Here is a 13,868-nt window from a genome sequence, read left to right on the forward strand (position 1 = left end):
GACAATTCTACAGACTGGCCAAGCCCGATATCAACGAAGATATCCGCCTCAACAGGCCAGTCCGGCGCGCGCGGAAGATAGTATCACGGCCCGCCCTGTGCAACAGGGCAAAACCACGGTGCGACATTTCCCCCGTTCCTTTCCCCTTCCTAGCTGCAACCGCGCGAGATTGACACCCCATGGGGGCGCGTCTAAAGCCCGCAGGTCCCACCTTTAACGGATCCTCCCATGAGCAAGAAAATCGCCTTCCAGGGCGAACCTGGAGCCTTCAGCCACGCAGCGGCTGCCAAAGTGTTTCCGGGGGAGGAGTTCGTGGGCTGCGTCACCTTCGAGGAGACGCTTGCCGCCGTTCAGTCCGGACGCGCCGATTTTGCCGTCGTGCCGGTGGAAAATTCGCTCTATGGCCGCATCACCGATATCCATCACTTGCTGCCCGAGAGCGGCCTTCACATCGTGGGAGAGACCTATCTGCGGGTGGAAATGACGCTCCTGGGCGTGCCGGGTGCGTCGCTCGAGGATATCAAGGCGGTGCAGTCGCTTTCGGTCGCGCTGGGCCAGTGCCGCCGTTTCATCAGCCAGAACGGCCTGCGCACCATCAACTCGGTCGATACGGCCGGCTCGGCGCGCGAAGTCTCCGAAAAAGGTGACCGCAGCGTGGCCGCCATCGCCTCGCGCTTTGCGGGCGAAATCTACGGGCTCGATGTCCTGGCATCCAATATCGAGGACGCCGACCACAATACGACGCGGTTCCTGGTTCTTTCGCCCAGTGAAAAGCGAGCCGAACAGGGTGCTGCCGTCAAGACCACTTTTGTGTTCCGCGTCCGCAACGTGCCGGCTGCGCTCTACAAGGCCATGGGCGGGTTCGCCACCAACAGCGTCAACATGACCAAGCTGGAAAGCTATATGGTGGGCGGGGCTTTTACGGCCACCCAGTTCTACGCCGATATCGAAGGCCATCCGGACGACCGGTCCGTGCAGTTGGCATTCGAGGAGCTGAATTTCTTTACCGATTACTTCCGCATCCTGGGCGTCTATCCGTCTTCCCAGCCGGGCGAGTAGTCCTGCCGTTCCAATCTGCAGTCCGCTGAAAGCCATTTGCTTTTTTCTTCTTGCGCGACTGCTGAGACAATGGTCCACCCTGTAGCTGCAGGGTGGTGCGCCCTGCGTCGATCCATTGTCTGGAAACGAGGGCAAATCCCGTGGAGCATTTCGATCTCATCGTCATCGGTTCGGGACCGGCCGGTCGCCGCGCCGCCATACAGGCGGCAAAGCTGGGCAAGTCCGTGCTGGTGGTGGAGAACCGCATGCGCCTCGGTGGAGTGTCGGTGCATACCGGCACCATTCCCTCCAAAACCCTGCGCGAGACCGTGCTCAATCTCTCCGGTTGGCGGGAGCGCGGCTTTTACGGCATGTCCTATCGCGTCAAGAAGGACATCGAGGGCAAGGATCTCGGCGCGCGGCTGCGCAAGACGCTCGACTATGAGATCGAGGTGCTCGAACACCAGTTTGCCCGCAATGGTGTCAAGACTTTCGGCGGCATCGCGCGCTTTCGCGACGACCACCATGTCGTGGTGACCGATCATGCCGGAGACGAAGTCGTCTTCGGGTTCGACTTCGCCGTTATCGCGGTGGGAACGGCCCCGTTCAGGCCGGCCAATATCGAGTTCGACACCCATACAATTCTCGACAGCGACACCTTGATCAGCGATCTGCGCGTGCCGCGCAGCCTGACGGTCGTGGGCGCGGGCGTTATCGGCATCGAATATGCCACGATCTTCTCGGCGCTGGACGTGCCGGTCACGGTCATCGAGCCGCGCGACAATTTCCTCGACTTCATCGATCGCGAGATCATCGAGGAATTTACCCATGACCTGCGTCATCGCGGGCTGACCATGCGGTTGGGCGGCAAGGTGGATCGGGTCGAAAAGGATGCTCAGGGCTGGGCCATTGCCCATCTTACCGATGGCCGGCAGATCCGTTCGGACATGCTGCTTTATGCAGCCGGCCGCGTGGGCGCCACATCCGATCTGGGGCTCGCCTCCTGTGGGGTCGTGCCCGATGAACGCGGGCGTCTCCATGTCGACCCGGCGACGTTTCAGACGCAAATACCTCATATTTACGCCGCCGGTGACGTCATCGGGTTTCCCGCCCTTGCCTCGACTTCGATGGAACAGGGGCGAATCGCTGCGCTGCACGCCTTTGGCGCGAGGATGCCCCCGGCACCGGCTTTCTTTCCCTATGGGATTTATGCGGTGCCCGAGATTTCGACCATCGGGCTCACCGAGCAACAGGTGCGCGAGCAGAAGATCCCCTATGAATGCGGCGTGGCGCGGTTCCGCGAAACCTCGCGCGGTCACATCATGGGGCTGCAGTCGGGCATGATGAAGATGATCGTGGCGCTCGACACGCGAAAGCTGCTCGGCGTGCACATCGTGGGCGAAGGAGCCACCGAGCTCATCCATATCGGCCAGGCCGTGCTCAATCTGGGCGCCACGCTCGACTATTTCGTCGAGAACACCTTCAACTATCCGACGCTGGCCGAGGCCTACAAGATCGCCGCGCTCGATGCCTGGAACCGCATGCCCCGGGTGACGCCCGCCGCGCCGGTGATGGACAAGGCGACACCCACGCCCGATGCCAGCCCGGAAACGCCGGATCCGGTCAGTAGCTCTTCTCGGGCAGAGGAATAAACTCGCTCTCATCGGGCACGGCGCCGAAGCGGGCCTGCTTCCAGTCCTGCTTGGCCTGTTCGATCCGCTCGCGGCTCGAGGAGACGAAGTTCCACCAGATATAGCGCGGGCCTTCGAGCGCGGTGCCGCCGAGGAACATCATCCGCGCCGGGGTCACTGCCTTTACGGTAATGGCGTCGCCGGGCCGGAAGACGAGCAGGCGCGGCCCTTCGAAGGTGTCGCCGGCAATGGTGATGGTGCCCTCCACCAGATAGATGGCGCGCTCCTCATATTCGGTGTCGAGCGGGGCGCTGAGCCCTGCGGCGAGGCTCACCTCGACATAGAACCAGTCCGACACCGTCTGCACCGGGGACAGGCGGCCAAAGGCCCGTCCGGCAATGATGCGGGCCGAGAGCCCGTTGTCACTGACGGTGGGAAGGATTTGCGAGGCGAAATGCTGGAAGCTGGGGGCGATCTCCTCACGGTCCTGCGGCAGGGCGATCCAGCTCTGCAGGCCCAGCATGGTGTGGCCGCTGGCGCGTTCGACTTCCGGCGTCCGCTCCGAATGGGTTATGCCGCTGCCGGCGGTCATCAAGTTCATCGCGCCCGGACGGATATCCTGGACATTCCCCTCGCTGTCGCGGTGAGTGATTTTTCCATCGAAGAGATAGGTGACCGTCGACAATCCGATATGGGGATGAGGTTTGACGTCCATGCCCTGGCCGGCGAGGAACTGCACCGGCCCGAAATGGTCAAAGAAGATGAAGGGGCCAACCATCTGCCGCTTGCCATGGGGCAGGGCCCGGCGGACTGGAAAGCCGTCGCCCAGATCGCGGGTTCGAGGGACGATAACCAGTTCGAGGGCGTCACAGCTCTCGGTGTCACCGGCAATGGGATCGTAATGGGGGAGCCAGGTCATCGGCGAACTCCTTTCCGGGCAGCTTTCACTGTGGTGCCGCATGGCCGGCCTGTCGAGGCGGAACATGCGTGTAACCGGCCGACTTGACATTGCTCGTGCCGGCGCACCATCTCCTTGGCATGAACCGAGACAGTCGACTTTCCGGCGTGCTGCATGTGCTGCTGCACATGGCGCAGTATGATGGCCCCGTTACCTCCGAAACTCTCGCCCGCGCGATGGATACCAATCCCGTGGTCGTTCGGCGCGTCATGGCGGGCCTGCGCGAGGCGGGGTATGTGCGCTCCGAAAAGGGGCATGGCGGAGGCTGGCGGCTGGCCGTCGAGCTGGCGTCGATCACCCTTCTCGATATCTACAGGGCGCTGGGCAGTCCTTCGCTCCTTGCGATCGGACATCGCTCGGACCATCCCGATTGTGCGGTCGAAAAGGCGGTCAACTCCGCTCTCGAAGAGAGTTTTGCTGCCGCCGAAACTCTTTTGCTGGCGCGGTTCGGGGAAGTGTCGCTGGCCGAGCTCAATGCCCGTTTCGCCCCACAATATGGGCAGTGGCGCGACGCCTTTTCCCACAGTCACGGGGCAGAGAGCGAGGGCTAAGTCATTGCCTGGGCGCGATGATTAAGAACCGGGTAATGATGATAAATTCCCCAACGGCCATAATTAATCGGCGGTGACCTGCCATCATTAACTGGGCTTTAAGAGGATCGGTACAATTCTACCCATCGTGAAAGGGCTGCATGAAGCGGCTCGAAGTTTCCAGAAGGAAAGCACCACACATGGGTTCCGATATCTCTCTCTCGAAGGCCGTTCGCGCGAACCTTCTGAGCCTCCAGAACACCGCCGAAATGATGAACAAGACGCAGAACCGTCTTGCCACCGGCAACAAGGTGAACTCTGCGCTGGACAACCCGTCCAACTTCTTCACCGCTTCGGCCCTCAACAGCCGCGCCGCCGACATGAGCAATCTGCTCGATTCCATGGCGTCGGGCATCAAGGTCATCGAGGCTGCCAATAACGGCATCACCGCGCTGACCAAGAACCTCGAATCCATGCAGTCGACCCTGCGTCAGGCTCGCCAGGACAAGTCGTTCCAGACCCAGTCGTTCGAAGTCAGCGACAACACCGTGCTCAAGCTCGGTGGTGGTCAGTTCGGCGACGTGTCGACCGAGATCAAGCTGGCGGACGCCGTCAAGCCGGGCATCAAGTCGCAGGTCACCACGGCCGGCAACACTGCCTATCTCGGCCCTGTCTCGTCGGATGCCAGCGCAACCGGCGCGGGCGCACGCACCGAGATCCGCACCAATGGCGCGATCGCAACCGGTGAGACCTTCACCGTTGCTGGCGTGACCATCACTGCCGGTGCAGACGTGACCGATGAAGGCCTTGCTGCCTCCATCCAGTCGCAGCTCGATCTGACCCCCGGCATGACCGGCAAGTACACCGCAACCGCGGGTACTGGCGACAACGCTGGCAAGATCATCATCGAGACCGTCGACACCTCCGCAGGAGCTGCAGAAGTGGTCTTCCAGACTGCTGACTCGGCGACCAAGGGCAAGACGACCTTCAACTACAGCGCCATCACCTCGTCGGTGTCGGTTGGCTCGCAGCCGATCTCGACCGGTTCTTCGTTCGAAGAATTCGTTGGCAATCTTGAGGCCGGCGCTGCTGCTGGCAATTATGAAGTTGAAGCCGACGCTGATACCGGCGTGATCAGCCTCATCAGCAAGGACTTCGGTGCTGCCGCTCCGACCATCTCGGGCGTTCCGCAGACTGGTACCGGCTCGACCGGTACGGCCACAACCACGTCCTTCACGCTGGCCAATGGTGCTGCCGGTTCCTTGCGCGATGACCAGGAACTGACGATCGCCGGCGCCGATGCTGCTATCGAGCTGACCTCGGGCATGAACGCTGCGGCGATCAAGTCCGCACTTGAAGCCGATGATGGCCTCGACGCGCTCTACACGGTTGCGGTCGATGCAACGACGCTTGCCGTGACGCTGACCTCGAAGACCAATGGCGCAGCTGCTGCGACCGTGACGTCTGACAAGGCTGCCGTCACGATGGTTCCGGCCACGCTGACCACCACTGGCAGCACCGTCGACCTGAGCGCTGGGGCGACCGATATCGGCACCACCAACGTTGGCGCGACCTTCACCATCAGCGATGGCAACGCCACGAACGCGTCGCACACGCTGGCTGCCGGTGAAACCGTTGACGATCTGCTCAACGCCCTGGGCGGCGGCAACTGGACCGTTACCGGTACTGCAAACGGCTTCAACATCACCAGCGCCACCGGCGACAACTTCACGCTGTCGATCACGGGTGCTCCGGGCTTTGGTCTGCCGGGCTCTGCCTCCTCGACCGACGGTATCCCGGCTGAGCCGGCTGGTATCGGTGCAGTCACGTCTTCGGTCGGTACCGCTGACACTGCGGCAGTCGACGGCTACACTTCGGTTGATGGTGCAAACCGCGCCTGGACCAACGAGGTCGCTGCCGAGAAGGATCAGTTCACCGTTTCCTATGACGGCAAGACTGCAAACATCTCGATCGGCGCCGTCAAGGGTGGTATTGGCTCCTCGGCCAATGCTCTGGAAGTCAAGAACTGGCAGGATGCTACCCTGACAGACGTCAACAACCAGCTTGCCAACCAGGGCATCCTGGGCGTTGCGGCTCAGTTCGACGACGCTGGCAAGCTTGCCTTCGTTGCCAAGACTGCCGAAGCCAAGACCCTGGCTGTTTCCGGTACGGATGCGACTGCACTGTTCGGCACCAACGGTGTTCACACCGGCCAGGCCGAAAAGAGCGAACTCAACTCCACCAAGACGGTCGACAAGTTCGTCGAACTGATCAATCGCGAGATGGGCGGCCAGGTCCGTGCGTCGAACGACAACGGCAAGCTGCGGATCGAGAACCTCTCGACCCAGGCCCTTGATATCGGTATCGACACCGGCGGTGCAGTGAGCGCGCTCAAGGTCGACGGCAACTCAGTGCGTGCGAACCTGTCCAAGCAGTTCAACGAACTGCGTGACCAGCTCGACAAGCTCTCCGACGACGCCTCGTTCAACGGCATCAACCTGCTGCGTGGCGACAAGCTGAAGATCACCTTCAACGAGTCCGGCACGTCGTCGATCGACATCCAGGCAAAGGACAAGGACGGCAACGTCCGCGGCATCAACGCCTCGAACCTGAACATCGACACGCTGGTGGCCGAAGACCTCGACACCGACGAGAAGATCGACGCTTTCCTCGCCACGCTGTCTTCGGCTCTGACCGAACTGCGTTCGCAGGCTTCGTCCTTCGGTTCGAACCTGTCTTCTGTCGAGAACCGCCAGTCGTTCACCAAGAACATGATCAACACGCTGGAAACCGGCGCGGCGAACCTGACCTTGGCCGACACCAACGAAGAAGCCGCCAACCTCCTGGCTCTCCAGACCCGTCAGCAGCTGTCGTCTTCGGCACTGTCGATGGCCAGCCAGCAGGACCAGGCTGTTCTGCAGCTCCTGCGTTAATCGCGACGACATCCCGAAGGCGGTTCGCCGCCTTCGCAATCTTTCCCGCAAGGGACGGCAAGGGGGCTTCGGCCCCCTTTTCGTTTGTCCGGGGTTTGCCCCACTCACCCTGCCTTAACGTCTCCCGTGGCAAGCATCGGACTGGAACAGCACGAAACGGACCAATCCATGACTTCGCCCAAACATTTATCGCGCCGACATTTCCTGGCCGTCGGAACTGCCGCAGCGGGGATGGCGGCGCTGGGGCCGGTCTGGGCGGAGGAGACCGTTTCCGAAGGCGTCTTGGCCAATGCCGGGCCGGATCGTTGGGAAGTGCTGCGGCGGTTGACCGGCGATCGCCTGCTGCGCCCTGGCGACACCGGCTACGGCAAGGCGGCGCTGCCCAACAATCTGCATTTCCGCGACATGCGACCCCAGGGGGTTGCCTATTGCAGCACGCCGCAAATGGTGGCCGATGTGCTCAACTGGGCCCGAGACCACGACATGCCGTTTGCCATTCGCGGCGGCGGCCATTCCTATTCGGGCTATTCATCCAGCCACGACCTCGTCATCGACATGCGCGAAATGCGGGCCATTTCCCATGACGCTGAAACCGGGCAGGTGCGGGTGGAAGCCGGCGTGCTCAATGGACAGCTCTATTCGGCGCTCAGCAAGGCCGGGCGGATGATCACCCATGGCCGCTGCCCCAGCGTGGGCGCGGCAGGCTATCTCCTCGGCGGCGGTATCGGCTTTAACATGCGCCGGCTGGGCATGGCGGCCGATGCGCTGACCAGAGCCGAAATCGTCACCGCCGACGGGCAGTTGCACAGGCTCTCTGCGACGGAGAACGCCGATCTCTTCTGGGCCATCCGCGGCGGGGCAGGCGGCAATTTCGGGGTCAGCACTTCCTTTACGCTCAACACTGTGCCGATGGATGAAACGCTGACCGTGTTCCGGATGGTGTGGCGGTCAAAAACACTGGAGGTCGCGCACGCGCTGTTTGCGGCGGTTGATGCGGCACCGGTGGAACTGGGCACCCGCATTGCGCTGGGTGGGGTAACGCCAGACTTGGGCGCGCGTGGCCGTCAGGTGCCGGTGACGCTGCTTGGCCAATATGCCGGCAGCAAGGAGGATCTGCTCGAAATCCTCGCGCCGGTAAACGCCATCGCCGCTCCCGAGTTTATCGATGTGCAGGAAAAGCCCTATTGGTCGGGGCAGAATTTTCTCTCCGAACCCGGCGAGCCGGCCTACTTCCGCGAGCGTTCGGCCTTTATCTCCAGCCCGCCCAATGCCGATCATCTCGGCGAAGCCTTCGAAAAACTCCAGTCCTGGCCGGGCACTGGTGCGGAAGCCAATTATTTCTTCTTCCAGACCGGCGGGCGCATCAACGAACTGGCGCCAGCGGACACCGCCTTCGTTCACCGCGACAGCCGGTTCCTCTCGGTGGTGGGCATCAGTTGGAGCGAGGATGATCTGGCCCTGCCCGAGCGCTTGCGCGCGGCCCGGGACTGGCAGGATGATTTTTATGGTTTCATGTCGGCGCGCGGCGGGCAGGGCGCCTTCCAGAATTTCCCGGATGCCTCGCTGGTCGACTGGCGCGCCCGCTATTACGGCGCCAATCTCCCCCGTCTCACAGAGATCAAGGCCCAATTTGACCCCACCAATCTGTTCCGGCACGGGCAATCGCTTTAGAGCGGGAAATATCGGGCCCCACCAGCATGAAGCGGGGCGCATAAACCTGCGTTGGGAAGTGGAACCGGGGGCGCAGGCCGGCACTTTGCCTAGGTCTGGCACAGGCGGGCGGACCGATGGCCGGCCCGCCAAGCCAAAGGGGAACTCCTGCCAATGAGCTTGGGCTCCCGCTCCGGGAGCCGCCATGCCAACGCGGATACTGATCGTGGAAGACGAATATCTCGTCGCCATGGATCTGCAAAAAACGATCGAGGCCGCCGGCTACGAAGCGCTCGGCCCCATGCCCAGCGTGTCACGGGCCCTGGTCTTCCTGGAGGGAGAAGCGCCTGACGCCTGCATTCTGGATATCGATCTGCGCGGGGAATTCAGCACGCCGGTCGCAGCGCAATTGAAGCGGCGAGGCATACCGTTCGTCGTCTCGAGTGCGCAATTGAGCGATCAACTGTCTCAACTGGACGCTTTCGATGGAATCAAGAACATCGGCAAGCCTCCCAGTGACCACGATCTCTTGAAGGCGTTAGGGGATTTGCTGGGCCGGTGAACGGATTTGCCGACCGCAGCGCAATGCCCCTGAGGAGTGAAGCCATGCAGCAGGTTCTGTTTATCCAGGGCGCGGGAAGCGCAGGGGCGCATGAGGAGGACAGGGCGCTCGCCGACAGCCTGTCGGAACATCTGGGCGGCAATTACCGGGTCCGGTATCCGCTCATGCCCAATGAGGCCGAGCCGGACTTTGTGGCCTGGAGGCAAACGATTGAGGCCGAAATGGCGGAGATAGGTGCCCCCGCATTCCTTGTCGGGCATTCGATCGGCGCATCCGTGCTGGCCAGGATCTTCTCCAGTGACAATCCGATTGCCGGCACATGCCGCGGGCTCTTCCTCGCTTCAGCGCCGTTCTGGCATGACGATGCGTTCTGGCGCTGGGATGAGTGTGCGCTGCCTCATGACGCAAGCAGCCATTTCCCTGCAGGCCTGCCCGTCCACCTCTATCATGGCGAAGACGACCCCTTCGTTCCGTTCGCGCATATGGCGCTTTATGGCGCAATGCTGCCGCAGGCTGTCCAACATCCACTGGCGGGCCGCGACCACCAGCTCAACGAGGATTTCTCCGAAATTGCCCGCGATATCGCCTGGATTGAGGCGGCCGGGCGGTCATGACGGCAGCGGAGCCGCGGGCAGGCGTCGCGGTCAGGTCGCGACCGTGAACAGGCCCGGGTAATCGACCACCAAGCCGGTTTCATCCACCGCCAGCAGCGCCTCGAAATCGGCAGACTGAAAGCGGAAATGGCTGTCGTCGAGCTTTGTATAGATCTGCTCGGTGCGCTTGAATTCCATTGTGGTGGCGTCGATCCAAGCCATGGCAAAGCGCGTGGGCTGGTCGGTCCACTGCGTGCGCCAGATGGGCAGCGAATTGGTGAGGGGCGTGGGCCAGATATCGACATCGATGCAGCCGCGCAGCCCGTCGAGGGGCTCAGCCCGGTCGTCCGACCAGCCGCCGGCACCATCGGCGAAAAGCTCGAGGCTCCTGCCGTCGGCCCGCTCGATCTTGACCGTGCGCACATGGCCGCGTTCGTCGAGCTTGAGCCGGTAGAACAACCCGAAATCGGGCCCGATAATGGCCGATCGAATTCGGGTGTCGCGGCCATTGGCGATGACGTGGCAATGCTCGATGCTGGCGGGATCAAGGCCCTGCCAGCGTATGGATCGATTGAGCATGTGGAAGGTCCCTCTCCCCAGCGCTCCGCCGAAGCGGATGTTCTGTTTAGCGCGGTTCTTTTCTCGCCAACAGAGTGCCGGAAACAAAAAAGGCGCCCCGAAGGACGCCTTTCTGTTCATTTTGAACGCTGGGGATCAGAGCGTCTTGGCGAGCGCCACGGCGGTGTCGCTCATACGGTTCGAGAAACCCCATTCATTGTCGTACCAGGACAGGATCGACACGAAATTGCCGCCCAGAACCTTGGTCTGATCCAGAGCCATGGTGGAGGAATGCGGGTCGTGGTTGAAGTCGATCGAGACGTTCGGCACTTCGGTGTAGCCAAGGATGCCCTTGAGCTCGCCATCGGCATACTTCTTGATCGCCGCGTTGATTTCCTCGGCGGTCACATCGCGGCTGGCGATGAACTTGAGGTCGACGCAGGAAACGTTCGGGGTCGGCACGCGCACCGAAACGCCATCCAGCTTGCCCTTGAGCTCGGGCAGGACGAGGCCGATGGCCTTGGCAGCGCCGGTCGAGGTCGGGATCTGCGAAAGCGCAGCCGCGCGGCCGCGATAGAGATCCTTGTGCATGGTGTCGAGCGTCGGCTGGTCGCCCGTATAGGAATGGATGGTGGTCATCATTCCCTTTTCGATGCCGAATTCCTTGTGCAGCACATAGGCGACGGGCGCCAGGCAATTGGTGGTGCACGAGGCGTTCGAGATCACCACGTCGTCCTTGGTCAGGCTCTGGTGGTTGATGCCGTAGACGATGGTCTTGTCCGCGCCTTCGCCCGGAGCCGAGATGATCACCTTCTTGGCGCCGGCCTTGAGATGTGCCGAGGCCTTTTCCTTGGAGGTGAAGATGCCGGTGCATTCGAGCGCGATGTCGACGTTCATGGCGGCGTGCGGCAGGTTTGCCGGATCGCGCTCTGCGGTCACCTTGATCGGGCCCCGGCCGACATCGATGGTGTCGCCGGAGACGGTCACCTGGTGCGGAAAGCGGCCATGGACGCTGTCGAAGCGCAGCAGGTGCGCATTGGTTTCAACCGGGCCGAGATCGTTGATGGCAACGACCTCGATATCGGTGCGGCCGGATTCGATGATGGCGCGCAGGACATTGCGGCCGATGCGGCCAAAGCCATTGATGGCGACGCGAACTGCCATATTTGACGCTCCTTGAGGGAGGATTGGGAAAAGGGAGGCGGGGCTCTCTTACAACTGTGCGGTGACGGCTTCAACAACGGCCTTAGGCGTAATGCCAAAGTGGTCATAGAGCGCGTCGATCGGACCGGAAGCGCCGAAGGAGGTCATGCCGACAAAGCGGCCCTTGTCGCCGAGCAACTTGTTCCAGCTCATCTCGATGCCAGCCTCGACGGCGACGCGCGCCCGGGCCGTGCCCAGAACTTCGGCCTTGTAGGCGTCGGACTGCTTGGCAAAGAGCTCCATGGAGGGCACCGAGACGACGCGGGCCGAAATACCCTGCTCGTTGAGCTGCTTTTGCGCTTCGACGGCGATTGCGACTTCCGAACCGGTGGCGAAGATCACGGCCTGGGCATCGGCCGGACCGACGAGCGAATAGGCACCCTTTGCCGATTTGTTCTCGGTCGAGGCCTCGGTGCGCACGGCCGGCAGGTTCTGGCGGGAGAGGGCAAGGATCGAGGGCGCCTTGGTGCTGGCAAGCGCCAGCTCCCAGCACTCGGCCGTTTCGACCGCGTCTGCGGGGCGGAAGACGAGCAGGTTGGGGATGGCGCGCATCGCGCTCAGATGCTCGACGGGCTGGTGGGTGGGGCCGTCTTCGCCCAGGCCGATGCTGTCATGGGTCATCACATAGATGACGCGCTGTTCCATCAGCGCCGAAAGGCGAATGGCCGGGCGGGCATAGTCGGTGAAGACCATGAAAGTGCCGCCATAGGGAATGAGGCCGCCATGGAGCGCAACGCCGTTCATGGCCGCGGCCATTTCATGCTCGCGAATGCCGTACATCATGTAGCGGCCGTCGCGGCTATTGGCCTGGAAGGGCAGGGTTTCGGGTGTGTTGGTCAGGTTCGAGCCGGTGAGGTCGGCCGAGCCGCCCAGGGTCTCGGGGACCACCTTGTTGATGATCTCGAGCGCCATCTGGCTGGACTTGCGGGTCGCGACCTTCGGCTTGTCGGCGACCAGCTTGTCCTTGTAGGCAGCCATGGCCGCCGAGAAATCGGCGGGCAGGGCGCCGGACATGCGGCGGGTGAACTCATCCTTCTTGTCCGACTTGTCGAGGCGGGCTTCCCATTCGCCGCGCACATTCTGGCTGCGGGTGCCGGCAGCGCGCCAGGCGTCGAGCGTGGCAGCGGGGATTTCAAAGGCGGGATAGGTGATGCCGAGTGCGGCCTTGGCACCGGCCAGTTCCTCGGCGCCGAGCGGGGAGCCGTGGACCTTCTCGGTGCCGGCCTTCTTGGGGGCACCAAAGCCGATTGTGGTCTTGGCGGCGATCAGGGTCGGCTTGTCGGTCGAGGCCTTGGCCTGGATCAGCGCCTTTTCAATGGCGTCCTGGTCGTGGCCGTCGATCTCGATCGTGTTCCAGCCGACGGCCTTAAAACGGGCGATCTGATCGGTCGAGTCCGAATTGGAAACCTTGCCGTCGATGGTGATGTCGTTATTGTCCCAGATCACGACAAGCTTGTTGAGCTTGAGGTGGCCCGCCAGCGCGATGGCCTCCTGGGAAATGCCTTCCATAAGGCACCCGTCACCAGCGAGGACATAGGTGTGGTGGTCGACAATGTCGGAGCCGAATTCGGCGGCGAGCTTGGCTTCGGCTACAGCAAAGCCGACCGAATTGCCCAGGCCCTGGCCGAGCGGGCCGGTGGTGGTTTCGATGCCCGTGGCGTGGCCGAATTCGGGGTGTCCGGCAGTCTTGCTGCCGATCTGGCGGAAGTTCTTGACCTGGTCGATGGTCATGTCCTCATAGCCCAGCAGGTAGAGCGAGGAATAGAGCAGCATCGAGCCGTGGCCGGCCGAGAGAATGAAGCGATCGCGATCGGCCCAATGGGGATTGGTGGGATCGAACTTCATGATCTTGGTGAAGAGCACCGTGGCGATATCCGCACAACCCATCGGCAGGCCCGGATGGCCGGAATTGGCCTTTTCGACCGCATCCATGGACAGCGACCGGATTGCATTGGCCAAATCGTTCTGCTGGGCTGTGTTTGTCATCGGCAAGCCGCTTTCTTTCGTTAAAGAAGGCTGGAGAAATCGTAAGGAAGGGGCCGCCAGACCTCCTCCCAAAGGCGCGGTTGAGGCATAACAGGTTCGGCCCTTGTGTCAATGTCGGCACCCGGCTTTGCCGTGTGGTTTCGCCCCAATTCCGGGGTCTTTGGCGCCCAGCCTGTTGCAAAGGCGGGGCGGCTGGGGCAGGGTCGTATCAATGCGTGTGAAGGAT

General features: G+C 62.3%; 11 protein-coding genes. 7 read left to right on the forward strand and 4 right to left on the reverse strand.

What is annotated here, in order from left to right; all coding sequences use genetic code 11:
- Positions 1-228 precede the first annotated feature (228 nt).
- Both N0P34_RS03595 and sthA read left to right on the forward strand, forming a co-directional pair.
- Positions 229-1,059 (forward strand): prephenate dehydratase, encoded by an 831-nt coding sequence (locus tag N0P34_RS03595; protein WP_275605650.1) that lies wholly within the window; start codon positions 229-231, stop codon positions 1,057-1,059.
- Positions 1,060-1,199: 140 nt separating this feature from the next.
- On the forward strand, positions 1,200-2,690 hold the full coding sequence (sthA, locus tag N0P34_RS03600; protein WP_275605651.1) for a Si-specific NAD(P)(+) transhydrogenase: 1,491 nt from the start codon (positions 1,200-1,202) through the stop codon (positions 2,688-2,690).
- Here sthA and N0P34_RS03605 read toward each other — a convergent pair.
- On the reverse strand, positions 2,662-3,588 hold the full coding sequence (locus tag N0P34_RS03605; protein WP_275605652.1) for a pirin family protein: 927 nt from the start codon (positions 3,586-3,588) through the stop codon (positions 2,662-2,664). The two genes, sthA and N0P34_RS03605, sit on opposite strands and share 29 nt — an antisense overlap.
- 119 nt (positions 3,589-3,707) lie before the next feature.
- Here N0P34_RS03605 and N0P34_RS03610 point away from each other — a divergent pair, with 119 nt between their 5' ends.
- The 5 genes from N0P34_RS03610 to N0P34_RS03630 all read left to right on the forward strand — a co-directional run bounded on the left by N0P34_RS03610 (position 3,708) and on the right by N0P34_RS03630 (position 9,916).
- Positions 3,708-4,178 carry an Rrf2 family transcriptional regulator gene (locus N0P34_RS03610; protein ID WP_275605653.1) on the forward strand — a complete coding sequence of 157 codons (471 nt, stop codon included), beginning with the start codon at positions 3,708-3,710 and terminating at the stop codon, positions 4,176-4,178.
- A gap of 179 nt (positions 4,179-4,357) precedes the next feature.
- On the forward strand, positions 4,358-7,090 hold the full coding sequence (locus tag N0P34_RS03615) for a flagellin (RefSeq protein ID WP_275605654.1): 2,733 nt from the start codon (positions 4,358-4,360) through the stop codon (positions 7,088-7,090).
- A 168-nt stretch (positions 7,091-7,258) separates the two neighbouring features.
- Positions 7,259-8,761, forward strand: a complete 1,503-nt coding sequence (locus N0P34_RS03620; protein ID WP_275605655.1) for an FAD-binding oxidoreductase — start codon at positions 7,259-7,261, stop codon at positions 8,759-8,761.
- A 205-nt stretch (positions 8,762-8,966) separates the two neighbouring features.
- On the forward strand, positions 8,967-9,302 hold the full coding sequence (locus tag N0P34_RS03625; RefSeq protein ID WP_275605656.1) for a response regulator: 336 nt from the start codon (positions 8,967-8,969) through the stop codon (positions 9,300-9,302).
- A gap of 44 nt (positions 9,303-9,346) precedes the next feature.
- Positions 9,347-9,916, forward strand: a complete 570-nt coding sequence (locus N0P34_RS03630) for an alpha/beta hydrolase (RefSeq protein ID WP_275605657.1) — start codon at positions 9,347-9,349, stop codon at positions 9,914-9,916.
- Positions 9,917-9,946: 30 nt separating this feature from the next.
- On the opposite strand, the gene N0P34_RS03635 is transcribed toward N0P34_RS03630, so the two are convergent.
- The 3 genes from N0P34_RS03635 to tkt all read right to left on the reverse strand — a co-directional run bounded on the left by N0P34_RS03635 (position 9,947) and on the right by tkt (position 13,642).
- Entirely contained in the window at positions 9,947-10,474 is a 528-nt protein-coding gene (locus N0P34_RS03635; RefSeq protein ID WP_275605658.1) for a putative glycolipid-binding domain-containing protein, read from the reverse strand.
- A 135-nt stretch (positions 10,475-10,609) separates the two neighbouring features.
- Positions 10,610-11,617: a type I glyceraldehyde-3-phosphate dehydrogenase gene (gene gap / locus N0P34_RS03640; RefSeq protein WP_275605659.1), complete on the reverse strand. Its 1,008-nt coding sequence runs from the start codon at positions 11,615-11,617 to the stop codon at positions 10,610-10,612.
- 48 nt (positions 11,618-11,665) lie between these two features.
- The gene (gene tkt / locus N0P34_RS03645) at positions 11,666-13,642 is read right to left on the reverse strand and encodes a transketolase (RefSeq protein WP_275605660.1); all 1,977 of its coding nucleotides are present in this window, start codon (positions 13,640-13,642) and stop codon (positions 11,666-11,668) included.
- Positions 13,643-13,868 lie beyond the last annotated feature (226 nt).

This window comes from Devosia sp. FJ2-5-3 (assembly GCF_029201545.1).
GTDB lineage: Bacteria > Pseudomonadota > Alphaproteobacteria > Rhizobiales > Devosiaceae > Devosia.

Coding starts and splice junctions, on each gene's coding strand:
- N0P34_RS03615 (WP_275605654.1), top strand. CDS start 4,358: ATGGGTTCCGATATCTCTCTCTCGAAGGCCGTTCGCGCGAACCTTCTG.
- N0P34_RS03635 (WP_275605658.1), bottom strand. CDS start 10,474: ATGCTCAATCGATCCATACGCTGGCAGGGCCTTGATCCCGCCAGCATC.
- N0P34_RS03610 (WP_275605653.1), top strand. CDS start 3,708: ATGAACCGAGACAGTCGACTTTCCGGCGTGCTGCATGTGCTGCTGCAC.
- tkt (WP_275605660.1), bottom strand. CDS start 13,642: ATGACAAACACAGCCCAGCAGAACGATTTGGCCAATGCAATCCGGTCG.
- N0P34_RS03630 (WP_275605657.1), top strand. CDS start 9,347: ATGCAGCAGGTTCTGTTTATCCAGGGCGCGGGAAGCGCAGGGGCGCAT.
- N0P34_RS03605 (WP_275605652.1), bottom strand. CDS start 3,588: ATGACCTGGCTCCCCCATTACGATCCCATTGCCGGTGACACCGAGAGC.
- gap (WP_275605659.1), bottom strand. CDS start 11,617: ATGGCAGTTCGCGTCGCCATCAATGGCTTTGGCCGCATCGGCCGCAAT.
- N0P34_RS03620 (WP_275605655.1), top strand. CDS start 7,259: ATGACTTCGCCCAAACATTTATCGCGCCGACATTTCCTGGCCGTCGGA.
- N0P34_RS03595 (WP_275605650.1), top strand. CDS start 229: ATGAGCAAGAAAATCGCCTTCCAGGGCGAACCTGGAGCCTTCAGCCAC.